Origin of the sequence: Aquimarina besae, assembly GCF_042434905.1 — a bacterium.
GTDB lineage: Bacteria > Bacteroidota > Bacteroidia > Flavobacteriales > Flavobacteriaceae > Aquimarina.
In genome coordinates, this window is sequence record NZ_CP170199.1 from 2,324,032 (window position 1) to 2,347,030 (window position 22,999).

The window sequence follows — 22,999 nt, forward strand, 5'->3', positions numbered from 1 at the left end:
TAAAAAAATGTTATGGATTCGTTAGTGTTTATCTAAAAATACTCCAATCCACTTTAATAGAAAATACATTAGAGTAGATAGCGGCACTCTGATCTCCTATATCTGTTAGAGCATAGTCTACCTGTATGCCTTTGTATTTGAACCCAACACCAAAATTAGGTTGGAAACCTATATTATCTGATCCATCAAATTGCTCGATATTCTGAAAATTTCCAACACCGCCTCTTAGATAAACAATTTGAGAATAATCCAATTCAAAACCGAAAGCAGGAGTAATGCTAATAGCTGAAGAAGAAATAATATCATTGGTTTCTGCAAAACGGATATTCATATCTAATTCGGTGTTTAAACCAAATTTCTTACCTAAATCAAACTTTCTAGCTGCTCCAAATTGTAGTTTTGGGATCGTTATCTCGGTAGTTTCCGGTAATTCCTGATCTCTAATTTGTGGTATTTGATCTTCATCCGGGATTCCATCACCATTTAAATCTCCGATAGCAAAATCCTCAACACTCCACGCATTAAAAGTTGTAGTGATGTCGCGAACCATAATTCCGAATTGCCAGTTGTTTTTTTGATATTGTAAAGCTGCGTCAAAACCGAATCCCCAGGAAGAAGCAAAATCACCAATAATCCTTCTTATCACTTTGGCATTTACACCATAACTCAATCCATCTATTGGAAGTTTTCGTGCATACGAAAATGTAAATGCATAATCGGCAGCAGAGAACAAGTTAATTCTTGTGTAATCAATATTTCCATCGGCATCAACCAAACTAGTAGTGTCTAGAATGTCGTCAACACCAAATCGAATTAAAGAGAGTGCGATAGCACTTTTTTCATCCAAAGGCATTGCAAAAGCAAGATAATCGTAGTTAGCAATATTGGCAAAATAGGCCGCGTGCATAAAGGATACTTGGTTGTCCTCTAGATGAATTAATCCTGCTGGATTCCAATATCCGGAATTTACATCTCCAGAGGTTGCTACTACAGCATTGGCCATACCTAAAGCACCAGCATCTACACCGATGTTTAGAAATTCATTAGAATATTTTCTAGTCTGTGCAATAGAAAGGGTTACAGTTAGAAAAAATAAAACAATTATAATTCTTTTCAATCCAAGCAATTTTTGACAAATATCTTACTATTTTTCAACATTATAAACTTTATTTGCGATTTCATATTGTACAGTATATGTTAATAGACGGAAATAGTTTGCTATTTTTACAAAAATTCAAATCTTATGCAGCTTAAAAAGCATATTCCTAACTTTATTACCCTTCTTAATCTTTTTTGTGGATGCATTGCTACGATGCTAGCGGTACACGATAGCTTAGCACTGGCAGCACTTTTTGTAGCTCTGGGTATTGGATTTGACTTTTTAGATGGTTTTGCTGCCAGGATTTTAAAAGTGCAAAGTGAACTTGGATTACAATTAGATTCTCTGGCAGATCTGGTTACCAGTGGATTGGTGCCTGGCATTGTAATGTTTCAATTATTAGGAAAGGCTTTTGTAAGCCCGTCAAACACTCTATTTAATGCGTGGGATTCTAATCAAACCTTTGGCGATAGTTTTTGGACTTATCTTACTTTTCTGGGATTATTGATAACATTAGCATCTGCATATCGATTAGCCAAATTTAATATTGACACACGACAAACTACCTCCTTCATAGGGTTACCAACACCGGCCAACGCTTTGTTGATTTTAAGCTTACCGTTAATTCTTGAATTTCAAAACGAAGAATGGATTCAGAATATTATTTTAAACCCTTTGTTTTTGATTGGTTTGATATTGGTAAGTTGTTACATGCTCAATGCAGAAATTAGATTGTTTGCGCTAAAATTTAAAACCTGGGGGTTTGCAGAGAATAAAGTAAGATATATTTTCCTAATGCTTGCGGTTATATTGTTAGTATTGCTTCAGTTTGTCGCGATACCTTGTGTTATCCTGTTGTACGTTTTAATGTCAGTGATTTTTAAAAAGAAATCTGCGAGTGATTAGTCAGTACTTGGGTAGGTTTTAAGTATAAAACATAACAAAACGGACATTGATTTATTCCTACTACTAAAAATCCAGTTTCTTCTTTCTTAATTCAAAATTCTGACCCAGATATACCTTACGTACCATTTCATCCTCTGCTAACTCCTCTGGAATCCCTGCTTTAAGAATACTTCCTTCAAACATGAGATAGGTTCTGTCGGTAATTGCTAACGTCTCTTGTACGTTATGATCCGTGATTAGGATACCAATGTTTTTGTTTTTTAGCTGTGCTACAATTCGCTGGATATCTTCTACCGCTACCGGATCTACTCCGGCAAACGGTTCGTCCAATAAAATAAAGTTAGGATCTGTAGCCAATGCTCTCGCAATTTCTGTACGTCTTCTTTCTCCACCGCTTAACAGATCACCACGATTTTTTCTGATGTGTCCTAAACCAAATTCCTCTATTAAAGATTCCATTTTATGTAACTGCTCTTTTTTAGAAAGCTTGGTCAGCTGTAACACGCTGAGTATATTATCTTCAATACTTAATTTTCTAAAAACAGATGCTTCCTGGGCTAAATATCCAATTCCGTTTTGTGCACGTTTATACATAGGAAATTTAGTAATATCAATATTATCCAATGTAATCTTTCCGCCGTTCGGTTTTACCAAACCAACGATCATATAAAAAGAAGTGGTTTTACCGGCACCGTTGGGACCTAAAAGTCCTACGATTTCTCCTTGATTAACTTCCAGAGAAATTCCTTTTACTACTTTTCTTCCCTTGTATGACTTTATTAAATTATCCGCTTTTAACTTCATAATCAGAATGACTTCTTTAAATATAGAGTGTTGCTAAAAAAATATTGATAAATGTACATTATTATTTAAACCTTGGATTTATGATTCTTGAGCTTCCAGTGCATCCCAAAATTCATAAGCACGTCGGAGATGAGGTATAACGATGGTACCTCCAACTAGAGTAGCAATGCTTAACGATTCAACCACCTCTTCTTTTGTTAGGCCTTCTTTATAGCAGGTTTCTAAATGATATTTCACACAATCATCACATCTTAGAACTGTTGATGCAACTAATCCTAGCAATTCTTTGGTTTTTACATCCAAAGCCCCTTTCATATAGGCATTGGTGTCTAAATTGAAGATTCTTTTGATAATTTTATTATTATCTTCTAAAATACGAGCGTTCATTTTCTCTCGATATTCGTTAAACTCGTTTACTATGTTGCTCATTTAGTTTGTGGAATTAATTTTTTGTTTTGTCTTTTAACTACTAGTTTGGAAATAAAAATACTTACTTCGTATAATATCAGTATCGGAATAGCAACGATTACCTGACTCGCAATATCCGGTGGCGTAATTATTGCTGATAAGATTAATACGATAACTAAGGCAAATTTTCGATATTTCTTTAGAAACTCTGGGGTGACCAATCCTACTTTGGTCAGGAAAAACATAATTACGGGTAACTCGAATATTAGCCCACAGGCAATTACCGAAGCTCTCAATAAACCAATATAGCTATCAATATCAAATTCATTAAGCACTTCGTCACTAACTTGATATCCTCCTAAAAAATTAATGGATAATGGAGTTATTACGTAGTATCCAAAAAGAACTCCCAAGAAAAATAGAAAAGAGCAAATAAGGATAAACCCTTTAGAATATTTTTTTTCTTTATCATACATTGCCGGAGCAATAAATTTCCAAAATTCATATAGAACATAAGGAAAAGCCGCTATAAAACCAGCAGTAATAGATGTCCAGATATGTACAGAAAACTGTCCGGCTACTTTTCTGCTTTGAACACTAAAAGGTAATTCCTTAAAACATAAACTCTCATCCAAACCTAATAGTTTTGATAAATTACAAAGTCCTTTGTAGGTAGGGAAATCCGCTTTTTTAGGCCCAAAAATTAATACGTCAAAAATAAATTCCTTCGCTATAAAAGCTGCAACTGCAGCGATCAATACTGCTATTGTTGCTCTAATTAAATGCCATCGTAATTCTTCCAGATGATCCAGAAATGACATGGATTGCGGATCTTTTGTTTTTCTATTTGCCATTATAAAATACCTTCTCTCATTAGATCATGAATGTGTAAAAGACCAGCATACTTTCCTTTTTCTTCCGCTAATAACTGTGAGATACCATATTCTTCCAGTCGATCTAAGGCATCTACAGCCATGGCATCCACATCAATACGTTTTGGACTGGGAGACATAATATCTTTGGCAGTTAATCCGTTGAACGAAGTGTTTGTGGTTAACATTCGTCGTAAATCTCCGTCTGTGATGATCCCTATAATTTTGTCATTCTCAGTCACGGCAGTAGCACCTAGTCTTTTTTCTGTCATTTCTACAATCACAGCGTTAATATTGGAATCTGGACTAACTTCTGGCTTTTCATTTTTAGAAACAATGTCATTAACCCGAAGATATAACTTTTTACCTAATGCACCTCCGGGATGATATTTTGCAAAGTCTTTACTCGAGAATCCTTTAAGGTGCAATAAGCATACAGCAACAGCATCACCTATTACTAATTGTGCTGTTGTACTGGTAGTGGGAGCTAAGTTATTAGGGCAAGCCTCTTTTTCTACATAAGCGTGTAAAACAAAATCAGCTTCCTGACCTAAAAATGAATCCTTATTAGATGTAATTCCAATTAATGTATTGTTAAAGTTTTTAATCAAAGGGACCAATACTTTAATCTCAGGAGTGTTTCCGCTTTTTGAAATACAAATAACGACATCATCTTTAAGGATATTTCCTAAATCTCCGTGAATCGCATCTGCCGCGTGCATGAATACAGCGGGAGTGCCAGTAGAATTCATAGTAGCTACTATTTTTGAAGCAATAATAGCACTTTTGCCTATCCCAGTGATAATAACGCGACCATTAGAATTATGTATGGTATGAACTGCTTCAGCGAATTCCTGATCAATCAGTTCTTCTAGATGTGCAATAGCTTTCGCTTCTTCATTAATGGTTTGTTGGGCAAAAGAAATAATCGTATCGAGGGTGTTCAAAATTTATAAAATTTGCGTGTTATAAATAAAGATTTTATTATCTTTAATTTATGCAAAGGTATGTAATACCTTATGAATTTTAAATAGTGCTGAAAAAAAGCTTACTATTTTTTGTTTGCTTATCTTTGGTGACTTTTTTAAAAAAAGAACAATCCACTAAATCTTTATTGGGGAAAAAGGTTTGAGTGATAGCGATTTTAATTTAATTGGTATATAAAAGTTAGATGATTTAATGAGTTTGAACAAAACTGACTTACAAGGAGCTCTAAAAAAGTACTTTGGTTTTAGTCAATTTAGAGGATTGCAGGAGAAGGTGATAGAAAGTATTTTAAGTAAACAAAATACTTTTGTAATAATGCCTACAGGTGGTGGAAAATCCCTTTGCTACCAGCTTCCTGCCTTAATGTGTGAAGGAACTGCGATTGTAGTATCCCCTTTAATCGCACTAATGAAAAATCAGGTAGACGCTATTCGAAGTATTTCTTCCGAAGAAGGGATAGCACATGTATTAAATTCTTCCCTTAATAAATCTGAGGTTAAGAGAGTAAAAGACGACATTGTCAGTGGTGTGACCAAACTACTGTACGTGGCGCCAGAGTCTCTTACCAAAGAAGAATATGTGGATTTTCTGAAAGAACAAAAAATTTCATTTCTAGCAGTTGATGAAGCTCATTGCATTAGTGAGTGGGGTCATGATTTTAGACCTGAATACAGAAATCTTAGAAATATTATCAAACGAATAGGAGAAGACATTCCTATCATAGGACTGACTGCAACGGCTACACCCAAAGTCCAAGAAGATATTCTTAAGAACTTGGCCATGAGCAATGCCCAAACGTTTAAGGCATCGTTCAATAGGCCCAATTTATTCTACGAGATACGACCAAAAACAAAAAATGTAGATGCTGATATTATTCGTTTTGTCAAACAGAATAGTGGTAAAAGCGGTATTGTATATTGTTTAAGCAGGAAACGTGTTGAAGAACTAGCCCAAACCCTTGAGGTAAATGGAGTAAAAGCCGTTCCATATCACGCTGGATTGGATGCTAAGACAAGAGCTAAACATCAGGATATGTTTCTGATGGAAGATGCTGATGTTGTGGTAGCCACCATTGCATTTGGAATGGGGATTGACAAACCCGATGTTCGTTTTGTTATTCATCATGACATTCCAAAAAGTATAGAAAGCTATTATCAGGAAACTGGTCGTGCGGGTAGAGATGGTGGAGAAGGTCACTGTTTGGCATATTATGCATATAAAGATATTGAGAAGCTCGAAAAATTTATGAGCGGAAAGCCTGTGGCAGAACAGGAAATTGGTCACGCGCTTTTGCAAGAGGTAGTTGCTTTTGCAGAAACTTCGATTTCCAGACGTAAATTCATTTTACACTATTTTGGTGAAGAGTTTGATGAGGTGAGCGGAGAAGGAGCAGACATGGATGACAATGTGCGTAATCCTAAGAAAAAACACGAGGCCAAAGATGAAGTACAACTTTTGTTAAAAGTAGTCAATAAAACAGGAGAGATTTATAAATCAAAAGAAGTAGTAAATACTCTGATTGGTAAAAGTAATGCACTCATCATATCACATAAAACAAACGAGCAACCTTTTTTCGGAAGTGGTAAATCCAGAGATGATAAATACTGGATGGCTTTGATCAGGCAAGTGCTGGTTTCCGGATATCTCAGAAAGGATATAGAAACCTATGGCGTGATAAGAATTACTCCCGAAGGGAAAGATTTTATCGATAACCCCGTAAGTTTTATGATGACCGAAGATCACGTGTATAATGAAACTAGCGATGATTCTATTATTACTGCCGCTAAATCAGGTAACAAAGCAGGAGGAACAGACGATCGATTGGTAGGAATGCTCAAGGATCTAAGAAAGAGTGTTGCTAAAAAACTAGGAGTCCCACCATTTGTAGTATTTCAAGATCCATCTTTAGAAGATATGGCACTTAAGTATCCTGTAAATATTGAAGAGCTGGGCAATGTGCACGGTGTAGGGGAAGGGAAGGCCAAGAAATATGGAAAAGAATTTGTGGATTTGATAGCTAAGTACGTAGAAGAAAATGATATAATGCGTCCTGATGACTTTGTTGTCAAAAGTACCGGAGCGAATAGCGGACTCAAATTGTATATAATACAAAATGTAGATAGAAAACTGCCTCTTGATGATATTGCGGCGGCTAAAGGTATGGACATGCCAGAATTTATTAAAGAGATGGAAGCTATTGTATACAGTGGCACAAAACTAAACATCACTTATTGGATAGATGAAATCCTTGATGAGGATCAGCAAGAAGAAATTCACGAATATTTTATAGAGGCCGAAAGTGATAAAATTGATACGGCAATCGAAGAATTTGACGGTGATTACGATGATGAAGAATTGAGATTATATCGTATTAAATTTATTAGTGACGTAGCAAATTAATAGCTAAAAGCATAGATAATCAAAAAGGCTTTGAAAATTTTCAAAGCCTTTCTTATATATTGTATTAGCAAGTTTGACGTATTAAAAAATATTAAAAGAAACATACAAACTAGATGTGGTCAATTCTGAATCTGGTATTAAGGTACTTTTGGATATATTTTTGGGTGTATATTGTCTAAATCCAATTTTAAAGCGACCGGATCCAAAACCTCCTCCATAAAAATAGTCAGTTGTTGTATTTTCGATTTCATTCTCTGCAAAGACATTGGATTCTGTACCCAAGTTAAAATCTACGGTAAGACCTCCTTCCAAGAACAACTCAAATTTAGAACTTAGATAGATGTGAAACCTAGGTCCGACTGCCACATTGATACTTTTATAATCCAATTTGAATTCACTATTAGCAATGGCAAGATCACTTCCCTCTGTAGAAAAAGCTTTATACGTAGATTCTAGAAAGAAACTTAAATCGACTTTAGAAAATGGAATAAATGTTTCAACAAATATTCCATATCTCGGAACGAAGACATCATCATAGTTAACATTTCCCGCACTTCCTATTATAGAGTTATGAGTGAAACCTGTTAAGTCTGCTGCTGCAACAATACCAATTCTGGTTTGGTTGATCTTTTTACGAATGATGTAGTCTATTTTATTTCCTTTACATTCATTATACTTTTTAAAATAGCGTTTTAGATCTCCTTGTGTGTACGTAAGTTTAGATGGATCTTGTTTACCACATTTTATTTTCTCTGCCAATTGCTGTTGGTATGTATTGTTTTCTTGTGGAATAACTTTCTTTCCTGGTTTTTTGCTCTCATCGGGCGTATAAAAAACCTTATAAACTAAAAGTTCCGGATATACTGTTTCTGGATTTGTATAGAAGAATCGATGAACATCATCTTTAGAATATTGGAAGAGGGTAGTTTTACTTTTCAGAATGGTTCTTAAGAATATTTTTTTATATGTGAGATCCGGGTCTTTGGATTTCGTAGACTTTCCAACAGTATCGCCATTAAGGTCAAATTGAAGAATATATCTTTTATAGCGGTAGTCTTCACCAACTGCAAATTCCTTAATGTCCTCAATTACTTCAGTTTTAGGACTGGAAGAAATTGTTTTTTTCCATTGAAATTCGGTGGGGTTAGTTCTCCAGGGAAGTTTTTTGATAAGGCATTCTGTTTTCTTACCATTGTTATCAATAAAATATCCCGCTTCATAAATGCTTTGTGCGCTAATAGCAGACATACATAATATACCCACTACAAAACAAAATAATGATTTCATGAATAGATGATCTGAGTTTGTGAAGCAACAAATATAGTTTTTTTGTTAAGAATCAAATGATTTGGGATGGAAATAGCACAAAGAAGTTACGAAAAATTGAGTATAAGGATCATAGATGATGTTTGTTTTTCAGATCGCAGGAAGTAAATTTTGAACTTAGTTTGAAAAAAAAGTTCCAGTCAAGCTGAAACTTTTTATAATAATAATTAAAAATTAATGGTTTTCATCCGGTGCATCCGGACATTTCGGTAGATTTCAAATATTACAATGTTCCGGCCCGCTAAAACAACCTCCTTCCGGAAGATAAGGAAAGCAAGAGTTTAGCGAACCTCCATTGATTTGTTTTTGTTTGTTTTTGTCCAATTGGTGAACTCCGTCAAATTTTAAAATGTTGTTTAACATAGGTTTTGGTTTAAATAATTGCCTATACTTTTTGATTGTCCGTAATTAGCAATAATTCCATATTAGTGTCTTGTTGAACAGGTTTCAATATCTTATAGACAAATACCCATAGTGATTTGCTAATTGAGTCCTTGAAAGAAGTTCAAGGTGTCGTATGGATAATGAGTATTAACGGATATTCAAATTATATTTTTAATTAAGATTAAAAACAAACACAAACGGGATTTCCATTGAAATATCTTCCTTCAAAAGTACCTCCTTCTGATTGTGTAGTACCACATTGCCAGCTAGCAGTTCCACAACAAATGGCATCTCCATTGTTGTTGCAACCTGATCCAGCTGATAACATACCGCCATTTATACTTCTCTTCTGATTGTTGTTTAATTTTTGTGCACCCTGTAATTCTAAAATGTTTTGTAACATAAGTTTTTGTTTTTTTTGAATTCTAAATTCCCGAACCTATTAGAGACACTCAGGATATATGTCTATGAATGAAATATCAAATCGATACTACAGCATAAACTTAATGAACAAATGACCGTTTTTTTGTTATAAATGGATAAGCGGAGGTAATGGATAGATGAGCGTAGATGTATTTATTATTTAGGTGAGTTCCTGAATGAGATCAGAAAGTTTAGATCGGTTTCTGACCGAAACTGTAACCTTATCTTTATTAGAAAGTATAATAGATTCTTTTTTATAAATGGAGCGTATATGTTTGATATTTATCAAAGTAGATCTGTTTGCTCTAAAGAAACCTTTTTTACCTAATAAACCTTCATAGTACTTAAGGTAATTAGATGCCATATATTTTTCTTTAGAATTCATCACAAAAAAGGTGTAATTACCATCTGCTTCGCACCGAATGATGTTTTCAATCTCTAAAGAAATATGTTCATGTCCTGTATTGATGAGTAATCTTGAATCGGATATAAATTCTTTAAATAAGAGATATTTCTTTTTGGTGAATAAACGATTTTTAAGCTGGATGTACCGGTTAACTGCTTTGATCAGGTGTTCTTCATCAATAGGTTTGGTGATAAAATTGAAGGCATAATAAGAAATTGCTTGTTTCAAATAATCGGCGTGTGCAGTAACAAATATAATTTCAAAATCATAATTATCTATGGTGTCAAGGATTTCAAAACCAGTACCATCTTTTAGCTCTATATCCATGAAAACAATTTCCGGATTGTAAGTGTAGAGCACAGAAACAGCTTCTTTTATAGTGTCTGAAGTAGCTACTATTTTTATATTTGAAAAATGTTTACTGAGTATAGTAGATAAATGTATTTTGGCCTCTACATCATCTTCAATTATAATAACCGGAATTTCTGAGTTCATTTAGAATATAGTTTTACTATTGGTAACAATATCATATACAGTGTTACTTTCAAAAATGCATTTTTATATAGCAACTGTTAAAAATCACTTTCCTTTTAAATGGTACCTTGGCTTAGACTCAATTAACTGTAAAATCTTTATCGAATGATTCTGTTTGATAGCGAAGCAACGTGATATTCATCAAAAAAAATATTCTTACTAAAATACTTACTTTTGGATGGATAACTGAACAAAATATACATGAAAAAAATACTTATTCTGTTATTATTAATTTTTACTCATAAGTCGATAGCACAGCATAGGGTATACACCCAAAAAGAAGTAGATAGTTTTAAGCTAAGAGGAGCAAAACCTACACGACTAGAGCAATTTAAAACCATGTTGGAGTCTGATGAAGCCTTAGTTGGATGGATGAATTATTATCGCCAAATGAGCTATCATTATCTGCGACAACGAAAACCCGATTCACTATTACTCTATGCAACAGAAGGATTACAATTCTTTGAAAACAAAAATCTTTCTCCAGAAAAACGAACTGAAGAGGGAAAATATTTAAAAGAGATATACCTCTATATGGGAATGGTTCTAACTGATTATAAAAAAGATTATAGAAAGTCTACAGAGTATCTTTTAAAGTCAGTAAATGAAATTGATAAGTATCCAAACTACAACAGTAAAGTAAATCCTTGGATCATCGCAAGTTTGGCGGGAAATTACCTTAGGATGGGAGATAAGAAAAAGGCTTTTGAATATCGATTATCGCTAGCCAAAGATTCTACTTATATGGCTATTCCGAGTGAAGCTGCACCGACTTATAACCATCTAGGAATTTTATATGATGAGTTTGGTAAAAAAGATTCAGCTCTGTACTACTATCGAAAATCCATAAAGAACCGATTAAAATATGATCATTTTACAGGAGTAAGTGCTGCTTATAATAATATGGGAGATTTGTTTAGAGAACAAGGAAACTTAGATTCTACTCTGTATTATTATACTAAATCAAAAGAAGTTCTTGATCTTCATCCCGTTTCCTATTATTCTGCATCTACATATTTTACACTTGCTAACTATAATTATGTTTTATTAAAGAAAGGAAAAGTTGACGAAGCAATTTCTGGATTAGAGGTTGTACTAGATAGTATATCCGGTATAGAAAAAATTGACGAAAATATTAAATCTTTAAATTCGGTTGCGATGGATTACCTTATGGAAGCTTACGCAATGAAAGGTCAGACTCAGAAAGTATTTGAGGTAGCGAAGGCTAAAAGTTCGGTGTTAGAAGAATTTATTCAACAGACATTAGATGAGAAGCTTATAGAGCTTAACATAGCTTATGAAGTAAAGGAAAAAGATAAGTCCATAGCGCAATTAGAAGCAGAAACAGAAGAGCAAAAAACTATTATCAATCAACGAAATGTTATTGCCGTTACGCTATTTGTATTATTGGGATTAATCATAGGGATATCAATCCTTATCTTTAGGCAGAGAAAGCTTAAAAGTAAGTATGAAACCGCCAATTTAAAGCAACGACTACTACGATCCCAACTCAATCCACATTTTGTGTTTAATGCTTTAAGTACAGTAAGCAGTTTAGCGAGTAGAAATTCTGAGAATACATCAAAATACATTGCAAAATTGAGTAGTCTGATCCGTCTGATTCTTAAAAATTCGAGAGAAGAGTTTATTTCTTTAGAAGATGAATTACAGTCGGTAGAAGATTACCTGGAATTACAATCAAATTTCTCACAAAAGTTTAGCTACACCCTCGATATTGAAAAAGATATTGATAAAGAAGGAACTTATATACCTCCAATGTTTATTCAGCCGTTTATAGAAAATTCGATAGAACACGGTTTACAAGGTATAGAGAACGGAACTATTAGAATACAAATTACAGCAAAGGTACAGGATTCTTTGCTAAAATGTAAAATAGTAGATAATGGTATAGGTTTTTCTAAGATCTCTAAAAACAAAGATCTGAATAGTAATACAGACGAATCATTTTCTGGTAAAATTATCCAGGAACGTTTAGAGATTTATTCTAAATCCTTGAATAAAAAGGCAAAATATACAATTACTAATGTTTTAGAGGGAACAGGTACAGAAGTTATAATATTCTTACCTTTTGTAGTTGAGTAATAGAAGATACAAGTTTAGATATACGATAACCGTGGCAGATACCATCGATGTAGAAGAGGTGTATGTTCCTCCAATGTTCATTCAACCATTTGTCGAAAATTCTATAGAACACGGTTTAAAAGGGGTAAAGGATGGTTTGATCGAAGTAAATATTCAAATGAATGATGATCGTAAATTAGTGGAGTGTAAAATTACCGATAACGGCATCGGAATTTCGAAAGCTTCAGAATTTAAGAATGTAAATAAACCTGAATCTTTTTCGGGTAAAATTATCAAAGAACGGTTACAGATTTATTCCAAGTCGCTACGTAAAAAAGCTTCTTTTCCCATTAAAGAAGTGACCGACGGAACAGGTACAGAAGTGAACATGTTATTGCCTTATTTGTTAGAGGATTGATTTTTTCTTTTGGGTTTTAAAGAGATAGATGAATAATGTAAGAAAAACTAATCCCAACCCAATCCATAAATACAATAAGTTATTCGTTTGTGGCAACAACGTTCCACTATCTCCAATCAATACTAGCGATGCCCAGTAATGCGGCGATGCTTCGGCATCGTTATTATTTTTTAAGTAATTTAATTTTGCAGTTCGCAAAGCAGCGGATTTGGTTTGTCCTTCGCTTAGGTTTTTATAAAAATCCGAAGTGATGGTAGCGGTGGCCTTATCATTGGTGCTCCATAATGAAGGAATCACTGTATTGGCTCCTGATTTAAAGAATCCTCTGGCCAGGCTTAAAATCCCTTCGCCACGACTAATTTTTCCTAAAGAGGTATTACAAGCACTCAATACTACCAATTCTGCTTGGCTTTGTAGAGAATTAAGTTCTAAGTCTGTTAATTTAGAATTACGAAAAGCGATCCAGGGCGCAATAGAATCCGAAGCATCTGCGTGAGTAGCCAGGTGCAGTATTTTATAGTCCTTGATCCGTTTTATAAAATTTTCTTTGGTAGCTTCTTTGTCTAGTAGTAAAGTTCCATCGTACAAATCATTTGCGTATGCAATCTCTTTGGTACTATTTTTTAAAGGTGTTAACTCAGCAGTGAAGTTGACAGGAGCAATACCTAAAAAATCTTGATCAGCGGCTCTGTTGATAGTAGCATTTTTCTCTTGAAACGTAAGCGAAAACGCATAATTGATTTCACTTTCTTCAATAAGATAGGTGCTTTTGTCAAGATCTGTAATCAATGCTTCAAAAGGTATCATCCCCAACATATGATCCGGTATGATAGTTACTTTTTTGTTTTGGAGTGTTGTTCTTATTTCATTGGGGAATAGTGTCTTATATATGTTATGTGCTGTTTGTTTATAAGTCGTGATGTCTTCTGATGTTTTAAACGGTTGGTTTAGTAATCTTCTTAGAATCTTGATATCTTCTATCAATTCTTTGACGTTTGGTACTTTAAATAGTTTTTGATCCTTATTGGTAAGCACCATCATATATGCATGTGGCAATGCGCCAGCCGTTCTTTCTGCCATAGAATATTGAATAGTGGCTTCATTTTCTGGAACAGAAACCTTAGATAGCGGTAAAATTTCCGGAACTTTTTTTGCAGAAAAATATTGGGGAAATTCTAGGCTAATAGAATCTTTAAAACGATTAAATTGTTCTTTTTTGGTCTTTATAAGCGACACTAAAGAATCCTTCTCTTTATCTACAGCAATCAATACGTTATTTTGCAAGTTTTTGATGTCATCCTCATAATTTACTTTTTTAGACAGAACACTCGTAGGTAGTGAGGTAATTTGATCATTAATATCCTGCATTAATAATACCGCTTTACTTTTCTCCATAAAATAAAAGGCGTCTCTAAGATTGTTAGTTTGATAACAAGCTTCTAGTCCTAAGTTATGGAATTCGGAGCCAATATCTCTTGTTTTTAATTTAGTTCGATAAGAAAAGTTTTCTAAGATGATGTAGTCTACAAGTGAATCACCTGATTTAATAGTTTTTAGAAAAGTGTCATATATTTTTGGATCTCTATTAATTTTATTTTGTTCTAGATAGTCTACAGCACTGAAATGAAATAACTCTAATATTTCATCTTTATGGTTAGAATTTTTTAAATCCTTTATTTTGGGAGTCCAGTTTTTATCACGTTCAACTTTTAGAATGTTAGCCAGAGATTTTTGATAGTATTCTTGCGCTTGTTCGTAATTTTCTTTTTTAGATTCGATAGACGCTAAACCTAAAAAAGATATTCCTCTAAGATATTGATTATTATTTATTACCTCTAATGCTTTAAAAAAGTATTGCTCGGATTTTTCAAACTGTTCTAATAGTAAATAGGTTTGACCGATGTTAATATAACAGCCAGCGATATATCTTTTGTTATCTATTTCTTTTGAATATTTTAAAGCTTTTTCAAAATAGAATAGAGCTTTTTCTGGGTTTGGTGGGGTATTAGCTGAAAAATAAAACACTCCTAATTCTAAATTGATAGTAAAAAGATTTTCTGAGGTCGGTTCGGGATAGCTACTGATTAAAGAATCAGCTGTGATTAAATGTTTTAAAGCGTTGTATGAGTTACTATCCTTTTCTTGATATCCATAATATATTAGGCTTCTGTGTACTTTGGAAATCTCAAAATGATTTTTAATGATCTTTTCTTTATCTTTTTTTGGATTGAAGAATTTGAATGCTTTGGAAAAACTTGTTAGAGCCTTATAAGGGTCTTCTAATTTTTTATATATACGACCTAGACGGACATACGCTATTTCATTAAAGATAGTGTTTTCTTCAACGTTGATCATATCTTGATAAGCCTTTATTGCTTTATCATAATCTTTTTTTAGATTATGATTTTTTCCTAAGTTGGCATAACTTCTTTTTAATAATTCTGGGTTGAAGGGGACCGCATTTTTTCTGGCTTCAATACCTATTTTTAGAACTTCTATGGTTTTCTCTAATTGCCCTTCTCTGGATAGCCATTTGGCTAATTGATGCGCATCAGAACCTAACTGGCTATAGTTTTTAGTCTTTTTATAATGCGTAAAAAGGGAGTCGTATAGATCCATGTTCCCGTAATCATCTTCCGGATTCAATTGATGGATAGCATCTAAAGCAATAGATGTTTGTTGAGCACTACAGAAAGTATATGGCAATCCTATAAAAATCAAAAAAATAGGAAGCATTTTACATTGCTTCCTATTGCTGATTATTGATATTACATTATTCTGTAGGTTGGCCGGCACAAAATCCACAAGGGTCTGAATTATTACCTCCATTATTTCCATTATTGTTTATGGTTATTTGTTCAATCGGAACGTCGCTACAATCAGCATATACTGTAGGATCAGAATTAGGATCTGTTAAATCTGAATCAGTGGCGTCAGCTGCCGTTAGCTCATCTTCATCTACTACTTTACTTTCTTTAGTATTCGTCGGAGAAAATTGACACGTATCGCAACGTAAGAACCATTCATCTACATAAGCGCATCCATTATCAAAGACCACATAAAAATCATCAAAAATTTGAGATCCAACTTCCGTCGCGTGATCTACTCTTTCTTGATAACTAGTACCTCTAGGATATCGTACAAATATTCTTTTGTAAAATTTTTCTGGAACTTTAGCAATATTTTTCGAACCAAAATGAACGGCATTTTCGGGAATGTTGTTTTCCTTTTTTATTACACTTTCCTCAATAAATACTTCTTCTTCTGTTGAGCAGCTTTGTATTCCAATGGCAAAGACTGCCGCTACTAATAGTAACGTGATTTTTTTCATTTTTAAAATGTTTTTTGTTTTCATTATTTATTAGTATGTTTCCCTAACCTAATAAATGTTACCACGCGAAAGTAAAAAAAATTAAACAGTTAAAGATATCTTAATGAAGATAACTGAAAAAGATCAATTAAAACAACTGGTAAGCGGAGAGAAAGAAGTGATCCAGGATCTGTATCAAAAAGAGTTTCTTAGAGTACAAAGTTTTGTGCTCAGCAATAAAGGGGATACAGCAGACGCAGAAGATGTTTTTCAGAAAGCCTTAATACAATTAATTGCCAGATATAAAGTAAAAGCATTTACAATCGAAGGACCTATAGGCCCGTATTTCTTTGTGGTTTGCAGAAATTTATGGCGTAGAGAACTAAATAAACAAAAACGCATAGTAACAAATGATGATGCTTTAGAACATGTTAAAGAAGCAGAAGACATGACCATGGCAACTTTAGAGCAGGAGAAGTGGGAGCTGTTTCAGGAAAAAATAAACGAACTGTCAGATAATTGTAAGCAATTATTACAATTGTTTTTTCAGAAAGTGCCATATAAAGAAATCGTAGAAAAACTAGGATATAATACAGACAATGTAGTGAGACAACGTATTTTTAATTGTAAATCACAATTGACCAAATTGATTAAAAGTGATTCTAGATATAATCAAATCAAAGAATTATGAAGGATTATCCCATAGAAATTGATGATTATCTGAGTGGAGCTATGTCGGCTTCAGAGAAACAAGCCTTCGAGGAAAGACTTCGTACAGATATTGAGTTGGCAGAAGAACTAAGACTTCAAAAAGAAATGTTGACCTTGTATGAAGATCAGCAATGGTTAGAAGGTGATAAAAGTGCATTAAAAACAAAAAAAGCGAAACAATTACAATCCTTTTTTGAAAGCGATGAGGCTGCTGGCTTGAAATCGACTATTAAAGAAGTAATTTTGGAAAATCGATCAAGTTCTAAGCATAAAACCTTTTGGTTTATAGGGATTGCAGCATCTATTGCAGTGTTGTTAACCGTTTCCTTGTTTGTGTTTAAAGAGAATAATTATGATGAATTATATGCCTCTTATATACATATGGATGAAATACCTTCACTGGTTACTAGAGGAGAAGATACAAATAAGCTGTTAGAAGATGCACAACTGTTATTCGAAGATAAAAAGTATCAGGAAGCCACAGAGGCTTTTGCAGCATATCATAAAGCAGAAGAAACTATTGATCCTTTAAGTTATATTTATAATGGTATTGCTTTTGCTGAGCTGAATAAGTTTCAAGAAGCATTGGTTCAATTTGAACTTTTGGCGAATTCTAAAACTTTGCAAGCCAAAAAAGCAAACTGGTACAAGGCTTTAGTGTATCTAAAACAAAAAAAGAAGGGAAAACTGAAAGAAGTCATAAAAACAATCCTCGCAGACAAAAACAGTTATAAATATCAAGAGGCACAGGAACTATTAGAAAAAATTGATTAAATCCCTTAAAGGATCTTGTTTTTCAATTCGGAGTTCGTTGACTCAAGACATCTAATAAAAATTTGGTCCAGTGTGCCGGCTTAGGTTCTAAGACACAGCTTGAAAAAAGCATCTTCTCTTTTTTGTTTCTTTTTTTACTACATACTACAAGTGAAACGAGAGAAATGCACCACAAGGAAATTTAAAAAAGTTAAATCAAAGAGCTAAGTAGCAATCTGATAACAATACATTACAAAGTGCATAAGTGGTACGCTCTACTGGACAGTCTTAATTTAAAATGTAAGGATATTAATGGTTACATAAAAATCATATTCTTATCACTATCTCTTCTTTCCGTGAGAGTTATGGCTAATAATCTCCTTTAGAAGAGAGATTTAGAAGGATGTTTTTTCGATCAAATGTTTATGTAGAAATCACTCTAATTGGCAAACAATCCCCGGTTTTATGTGTTAAACCGTAAGCAATTACCTATCTTTGCAGCCTAAAATTTAACAAGCTTAAAACACGCAGTTATGCAAGACGGATTGTACGCAAAATTTAACACATCAAAAGGAAGTATTCTGGTAAATCTGGAGTATAAGAAAACTCCGGGAACAGTTGGAAACTTTGTAGGTTTGGCAGAAGGGAATATGGAAAATCAAGCAATTCCGCAAGGGAAGCCGTATTATGACGGGTTGAAATTTCATCGAGTTATTCCGGATTTTATGATTCAGGGAGGAGATCCACAGGGTACCGGAGCAGGTGGTCCGGGATATAAATTTGATGATGAAATTCATCCAGATCTCAAACACGACGGACCAGGGGTTTTATCTATGGCCAACGCTGGACCTGGAACTAATGGAAGTCAGTTTTTTATCACCCATGTAGAAACTTCCTGGTTAGATGGTAAGCATACAGTGTTTGGTAAAGTAGTAGAAGGGCAGGATGTAGTAAATGCCGTAGCACAAGGAGATACTATTGATTCTTTAGAAATTATCAGAGTAGGAGAAGAAGCAGAAAATTTTAATGCAGTAGAAACGTTTAGACAGTTTAATGGCGCAAAAGCTGAAAGAGAAGCTGCTGCAAAGAAAGAAGCAGAACAATTGTTAGAAGAGTTAGCTGCTGGATTTGATAAAACGGAAAGCGGTTTACGTTATAAAATCATTCAAAAAGGAGATGGAGCTCAGGCGGAAAAAGGAAATACAGTTTCTGTACATTACAAAGGTAGTTTGCCTGATGGAACTGTTTTCGACTCTTCCTACAAACGTAATCAACCTATTGACTTTTCATTAGGAACGGGGCAAGTGATATCCGGTTGGGATGAAGGTATTGCGTTGTTACAGGTTGGAGATAAAGCTCGTTTTGTGATACCACCTTCTTTAGGATATGGAGAACATGGAGCTGGAGGCGTAATCCCTCCAAACGCTACACTGATTTTTGATGTAGAACTGGTTGCAGTAAAATAAAAGATTTTTAAAATATGGTGAAAACCTCTGGAGAAAACTTCAGAGGTTTTTTTCTTCTTGAATTCTGGCACATTCATTGCTTTTAACTTCTTATTAACATTTTTGACATGTCTTTTAATAAGTTAGTTTATTTTCATAATTTGCAGGTTTTAACGAAAAGGGTCTGCATTCTTATCTATAATTTAGATATTTACCATCTCTTTTTGGAGATGAAAAACAAAAAAGAACCCCATTCTTGTTAGTTATGAAGCGGATATTAATCATTTTTTTAACATTTTGTTGTGTAAATTTTTCTTTCTCTCAGAAAGACGAAGCAGCGATGTCAGCTATTAAAGATCAGATCGAAATCATTGATAGTTATATCGAATCTGATGTTTTTTCACTGGATCCAGAAGAATTTCTTGATCAGATAGCGGATCACGGTGCCGAGCTAAACGGATATTATGAACACGAGCGATTAAAGAAAATTATCAGAAAAATTGGTATGCCCAGTGCCATGATTATTACTGTATTTTATTTTTGGAATGATCAATTGATACACGTGAATTATAAGCAAAGACAATACATGGAAACAAAAAACGATGAAGGGCTTAGAGTGATGGATTACTCTAATGCTTTTACTCGTTACGAATCAAATCATTATTATGATAAAGGTGTTGAAATTAATAAAGTAGTTACAGGTAATGCGGTAGACAATATTGAACCGCAGAAGTCTTTTGTCAAATATGGAATGAGAATGAAGGCTTTGCTGGATGATAAGTTTAAAAATAGAAGTACTTATGAAGCGTTGCAAGGTAAGTGGGTCAATGTACAATTTCCTGATGAGCATATGATTTTTGAAGAAAGCATACGATTCAATTTTCGAGACGGTAAATTTTTAAAAAGATTAAAGGTCAAAATAAAAGGAGATGTAATGTATTGTTCTTCGCCTAAAGATCAATACGTATATAAATACAAAATAGAGTCCTTAAACCCCTATGAATTAGTGGTAAAAGATTTACAAGACCCTTCATCAAATTTAGTATTATATAAAAAAGTAGAATAGTAATCCTATGAATCTTCAGTATCCGATCGGAAAGTTTGAGTGTCCTGATACTATTACGAAAACGCATGTTTCAAAATGGATTAAGGATATAGAAGAGCTACCTGCTAAAATATCTAACTTAGTTACTAGTTTTACCGAAGATCAGTTGGAAACTCCTTACAGACCAGGCGGGTGGACAGCTCGTCAGGTGATTCACCATATACATGATAGTCATCACAATGGATATATCCGTTTTAAGTGGGCCCTTACAGAGGAGTCTCCAACTATAAAAGCTTATTATGAAGATCGTTGGGCAGAATTGTTTGACACAAAATCAGCACCAGTATACCTGTCATTAGATTTGATCAAAGCTTTACACGCAAAGTGGGTGTATTTTTTAAAAGGTTTGTCTGATAATGATTTGCAAAAAGTATTCATTCATCCTGAAGGGGATGTAAAGATTTCTTTAGCAGAAGATATCGGTATATATGCTTGGCACGGAAACCATCACCTAGCACATTTACAAATAGTCGCCGATAAAAAGTAAAGAAAGACTCTTCGAAATTAATTTTTCCATTTAATATTACAACCTATACTCGGTTTTTGAGGTTGGACAACTTTTGAGTTTTTGAGCACTGCGTCCAATGCCTGTCGAAGATCACGACCATTTACCGGAATTCCATTTCCGGGTCTGGAATCATCTAGCTGTCCGCGATAGATCAGTTTAAGTTCAGCATCGAAAAGATAAAAATCAGGGGTACAAGCAGCATCGTAAGCTTTTGCAATTTCTTGCGTTTCATCATACAAATAAGGAAATGTATATTTATTTTTTTGCGCCGTTTTCCACATAAGCTCCGGCGCATCTTGTGGGTAATTTTCAATATCATTACTACTGATCGCAACGAACCCAAATCCTTGTACTCTATAGTCGTTAGCTACTCTTACAATCTCTTCATTTACGTGAATTACAAAAGGGCAGTGATTACAAATAAACATGACTACTGTCCCTTTTTCACCTTTAACATCATTCAAAGAGAGCCTATCATTGGTAATAGTATCTACAAGAGTGAAATCCGGAGCGATTGTGCCTAGTGGTAACATGTTGGAAGGAGTGCGAGCCATATTTCTTAGTTTTAGAATGTTCGAAATTACAATTTTATATATAATACGTCTAAAAAATAGTATCTTAGTTACACAAAAATGTAGTAGTTATTAAATAAGTCATAACAATCAGATTGATAACTCTGAAATGATTATGTGGCAATTCTTTTCCTATACTTAGCTAAACCGAAGTATGTCCATTAAAAAACAATAAATATAAATAAATGAAAACTTTAGAAACTTGGTTCGAAGAATATGCAGTAAGTCACCAAAATAAAACGAATATCGCAATTCATTTTGTGTGTGTTCCTTTGATATTTTTTTCAGTTGTTGGTTTGATTATGAGCATTCCTAGCGGAATTTTAGCATCCATTATTCCCGGTAATAATCCGTTTATCGAAAACTGGGCGTTTGTGGTGGCCTTACTGATTCTGTTGTTTTATGTTAGATTGTCAGTAAAAATGGCTTTGCAAATACTTATTTTTGTTTCTTTTTGTATCATTACTAATTATTACATTAGTCAATATGCGCCGTTATGGATGGTATCACTTATTATTTTTGTGGTTGCCTGGATCGGACAATTTTATGGACATCACCTGGAGGGTAAGAAGCCTTCTGCAGCAAAGGATTTACAATTTTTATTGATAGGGCCAGCATGGGTGCTTCAAAAAATATTTGGTAAAAAGTAGTATGAGACTACAGGATTGGAAGAAATCAGAGTCTTATTATTCATATAAAAACTATCAAATATTTTATAAAGAAGAAGGGAGCGGTGTGCCTTTGATTTTGGTTCATGGTTTTCCTACATCTTCTTGGGACTGGAACAAAATATGGAGTCCGCTCAGTAAAGAATACAACGTAGTAACAATTGATATGTTAGGGTATGGTTTTTCTTCTAAGCCTACAGATTTTAACTATACGATTGCTGCGCAAGCTGATTTATGGGAAACTTTTTTAGTAGAAAAAGGAATTACTTCTTTTCATATATTGGCTCATAATTATGGGGATACTGTGGTTCAGGAATTGTTGGCTCGATCAAAAGAAAATCCTAAATATGAATTGAAAATTTTGTCAGTTTGTTTTTTGAATGGAGGACTGTTTCCGGAAACTAATTTTCCAACACTTACGCAAAAAATGTTGCTCACGCCTATTGGTTCTATTCTGAAACATTTTATGGGGCGAAACACATTAGCCAAAAATTTCAAAAAAATATTTGGAAAATATACACAAGCCAGTGAGCAGGAAATTGATGATTTCTGGGCAACAATTGACTATAATTCTGGAAAAAATGTATTTCCAAAACTCATAAAATATTTAAAAGAAAGAGATACGTATAAGATTCGTTGGCGTGAGGCAATACAATTTACCGATGTGCCAAAGAGACTTATTGATGGAGCGGTTGATCCAATCTCAGGTAGGCACATGGCAGAATTTTACAAAAAAATTATACCTAATGCCGATGTTGTGATACTAGATAACATAGGGCATTACCCACAAACAGAAGCTCCCGAAGATGTATTACACCACTATACAGAATTCAGAGAACAGTTATAATATTTTAAAAACCAACATCCTTAAATCAATA

The 22,999-nt window shown here is 33.9% G+C and carries 23 protein-coding genes; 11 read left to right on the forward strand and 12 right to left on the reverse strand.

The genetic code is table 11. The annotated features are described in order from the left end of the window. Nucleotides 1-28: 28 nt before the first annotated feature. On the reverse strand, nucleotides 29-1,117 hold the full coding sequence (locus ACE94K_RS10030; protein WP_378183649.1) for a PorV/PorQ family protein: 1,089 nt from the start codon (nucleotides 1,115-1,117) through the stop codon (nucleotides 29-31). Nucleotides 1,118-1,243: 126 nt separating this feature from the next. Here ACE94K_RS10030 and ACE94K_RS10035 point away from each other — a divergent pair, with 126 nt between their 5' ends. Beyond that, the gene (locus ACE94K_RS10035; protein ID WP_378183651.1) at nucleotides 1,244-2,005 is read left to right on the forward strand and encodes a CDP-alcohol phosphatidyltransferase family protein; all 762 of its coding nucleotides are present in this window, start codon (nucleotides 1,244-1,246) and stop codon (nucleotides 2,003-2,005) included. A 63-nt stretch (nucleotides 2,006-2,068) separates the two neighbouring features. Here ACE94K_RS10035 and lptB read toward each other — a convergent pair whose 3' ends face one another. From lptB to ACE94K_RS10055, 4 genes are all read right to left on the reverse strand, one after another. Then, complete coding sequence (lptB, locus tag ACE94K_RS10040; protein ID WP_378183654.1) at nucleotides 2,069-2,809, reverse strand: LPS export ABC transporter ATP-binding protein; 741 nt, start codon at nucleotides 2,807-2,809, stop codon at nucleotides 2,069-2,071. Nucleotides 2,810-2,887: 78 nt separating this feature from the next. Then, nucleotides 2,888-3,238 (reverse strand): carboxymuconolactone decarboxylase family protein, encoded by a 351-nt coding sequence (locus ACE94K_RS10045; RefSeq protein ID WP_378183657.1) that lies wholly within the window; start codon nucleotides 3,236-3,238, stop codon nucleotides 2,888-2,890. Continuing rightward, nucleotides 3,235-4,071 carry a twin-arginine translocase subunit TatC gene (gene tatC / locus ACE94K_RS10050; RefSeq protein WP_378183660.1) on the reverse strand — a complete coding sequence of 279 codons (837 nt, stop codon included), beginning with the start codon at nucleotides 4,069-4,071 and terminating at the stop codon, nucleotides 3,235-3,237. The genes ACE94K_RS10045 and tatC overlap by 4 nt, the downstream gene beginning before the upstream one ends. Beyond that, on the reverse strand, nucleotides 4,071-5,036 hold the full coding sequence (locus tag ACE94K_RS10055) for an SIS domain-containing protein (protein ID WP_378183663.1): 966 nt from the start codon (nucleotides 5,034-5,036) through the stop codon (nucleotides 4,071-4,073). The genes tatC and ACE94K_RS10055 overlap by 1 nt, the downstream gene beginning before the upstream one ends. Nucleotides 5,037-5,268: 232 nt before the next feature. Here ACE94K_RS10055 and recQ point away from each other — a divergent pair, with 232 nt between their 5' ends. Further along, complete coding sequence (gene recQ, locus ACE94K_RS10060) at nucleotides 5,269-7,476, forward strand: DNA helicase RecQ (protein WP_378183666.1); 2,208 nt, start codon at nucleotides 5,269-5,271, stop codon at nucleotides 7,474-7,476. 81 nt (nucleotides 7,477-7,557) lie between these two features. Here recQ and ACE94K_RS10065 read toward each other — a convergent pair whose 3' ends face one another. The 4 genes from ACE94K_RS10065 to ACE94K_RS10080 all read right to left on the reverse strand — a co-directional run bounded on the left by ACE94K_RS10065 (nucleotide 7,558) and on the right by ACE94K_RS10080 (nucleotide 10,510). Further along, on the reverse strand, nucleotides 7,558-8,763 hold the full coding sequence (locus ACE94K_RS10065; protein WP_378183669.1) for a hypothetical protein: 1,206 nt from the start codon (nucleotides 8,761-8,763) through the stop codon (nucleotides 7,558-7,560). A gap of 255 nt (nucleotides 8,764-9,018) precedes the next feature. Then, nucleotides 9,019-9,165 carry a hypothetical protein gene (locus ACE94K_RS10070; protein ID WP_378183672.1) on the reverse strand — a complete coding sequence of 49 codons (147 nt, stop codon included), beginning with the start codon at nucleotides 9,163-9,165 and terminating at the stop codon, nucleotides 9,019-9,021. A gap of 202 nt (nucleotides 9,166-9,367) precedes the next feature. Beyond that, nucleotides 9,368-9,589: a hypothetical protein gene (locus tag ACE94K_RS10075; protein ID WP_378183675.1), complete on the reverse strand. Its 222-nt coding sequence runs from the start codon at nucleotides 9,587-9,589 to the stop codon at nucleotides 9,368-9,370. 180 nt (nucleotides 9,590-9,769) lie between these two features. Further along, nucleotides 9,770-10,510 carry a LytR/AlgR family response regulator transcription factor gene (locus ACE94K_RS10080; RefSeq protein WP_378183678.1) on the reverse strand — a complete coding sequence of 247 codons (741 nt, stop codon included), beginning with the start codon at nucleotides 10,508-10,510 and terminating at the stop codon, nucleotides 9,770-9,772. A gap of 240 nt (nucleotides 10,511-10,750) precedes the next feature. On the opposite strand from ACE94K_RS10080, the gene ACE94K_RS10085 reads away from it, so the two are divergent. Continuing rightward, entirely contained in the window at nucleotides 10,751-12,652 is a 1,902-nt protein-coding gene (locus ACE94K_RS10085) for a histidine kinase (RefSeq protein WP_378183681.1), read from the forward strand. Next, on the forward strand, nucleotides 12,645-13,049 hold the full coding sequence (locus ACE94K_RS10090) for a hypothetical protein (protein WP_378183684.1): 405 nt from the start codon (nucleotides 12,645-12,647) through the stop codon (nucleotides 13,047-13,049). Before ACE94K_RS10085 ends, ACE94K_RS10090 begins: the two co-directional genes overlap by 8 nt. On the opposite strand, the gene ACE94K_RS10095 is transcribed toward ACE94K_RS10090, so the two are convergent. Both ACE94K_RS10095 and ACE94K_RS10100 read right to left on the reverse strand, forming a co-directional pair. Further along, nucleotides 13,038-15,878, reverse strand: coding sequence for a CHAT domain-containing protein (locus ACE94K_RS10095; protein ID WP_378183687.1), 2,841 nt, complete (start codon nucleotides 15,876-15,878; stop codon nucleotides 13,038-13,040). The two genes, ACE94K_RS10090 and ACE94K_RS10095, sit on opposite strands and share 12 nt — an antisense overlap. Next, nucleotides 15,823-16,380, reverse strand: coding sequence for a hypothetical protein (locus tag ACE94K_RS10100; protein WP_378183690.1), 558 nt, complete (start codon nucleotides 16,378-16,380; stop codon nucleotides 15,823-15,825). The genes ACE94K_RS10095 and ACE94K_RS10100 overlap by 56 nt, the downstream gene beginning before the upstream one ends. A gap of 103 nt (nucleotides 16,381-16,483) precedes the next feature. Here ACE94K_RS10100 and ACE94K_RS10105 point away from each other — a divergent pair, with 103 nt between their 5' ends. The 5 genes from ACE94K_RS10105 (at nucleotide 16,484) to ACE94K_RS10125 (ending at nucleotide 20,860) form a co-directional block, all read left to right on the forward strand. Next, nucleotides 16,484-17,050, forward strand: coding sequence for an RNA polymerase sigma factor (locus ACE94K_RS10105; RefSeq protein WP_378183693.1), 567 nt, complete (start codon nucleotides 16,484-16,486; stop codon nucleotides 17,048-17,050). Further along, nucleotides 17,047-17,844, forward strand: coding sequence for a hypothetical protein (locus ACE94K_RS10110; protein WP_378183696.1), 798 nt, complete (start codon nucleotides 17,047-17,049; stop codon nucleotides 17,842-17,844). The genes ACE94K_RS10105 and ACE94K_RS10110 overlap by 4 nt, the downstream gene beginning before the upstream one ends. Before the next feature lie 512 nt (nucleotides 17,845-18,356). Further along, nucleotides 18,357-19,289 (forward strand): peptidylprolyl isomerase, encoded by a 933-nt coding sequence (locus ACE94K_RS10115; protein ID WP_378183699.1) that lies wholly within the window; start codon nucleotides 18,357-18,359, stop codon nucleotides 19,287-19,289. 244 nt (nucleotides 19,290-19,533) lie between these two features. Further along, nucleotides 19,534-20,334 carry a hypothetical protein gene (locus tag ACE94K_RS10120; protein ID WP_378183702.1) on the forward strand — a complete coding sequence of 267 codons (801 nt, stop codon included), beginning with the start codon at nucleotides 19,534-19,536 and terminating at the stop codon, nucleotides 20,332-20,334. A gap of 7 nt (nucleotides 20,335-20,341) precedes the next feature. Further along, entirely contained in the window at nucleotides 20,342-20,860 is a 519-nt protein-coding gene (locus ACE94K_RS10125) for a YfiT family bacillithiol transferase (RefSeq protein ID WP_378183705.1), read from the forward strand. A 17-nt stretch (nucleotides 20,861-20,877) separates the two neighbouring features. Here ACE94K_RS10125 and ACE94K_RS10130 read toward each other — a convergent pair whose 3' ends face one another. Next, nucleotides 20,878-21,435: a thioredoxin family protein gene (locus ACE94K_RS10130; protein ID WP_378183708.1), complete on the reverse strand. Its 558-nt coding sequence runs from the start codon at nucleotides 21,433-21,435 to the stop codon at nucleotides 20,878-20,880. 203 nt (nucleotides 21,436-21,638) lie between these two features. Here ACE94K_RS10130 and ACE94K_RS10135 point away from each other — a divergent pair, with 203 nt between their 5' ends. Both ACE94K_RS10135 and ACE94K_RS10140 read left to right on the forward strand, forming a co-directional pair. Further along, nucleotides 21,639-22,103: a DUF962 domain-containing protein gene (locus tag ACE94K_RS10135; RefSeq protein ID WP_378183711.1), complete on the forward strand. Its 465-nt coding sequence runs from the start codon at nucleotides 21,639-21,641 to the stop codon at nucleotides 22,101-22,103. Between the two features lies 1 nt (nucleotide 22,104). Next, complete coding sequence (locus ACE94K_RS10140) at nucleotides 22,105-22,968, forward strand: alpha/beta fold hydrolase (protein ID WP_378183714.1); 864 nt, start codon at nucleotides 22,105-22,107, stop codon at nucleotides 22,966-22,968. Nucleotides 22,969-22,999: the final 31 nt, after the last annotated feature.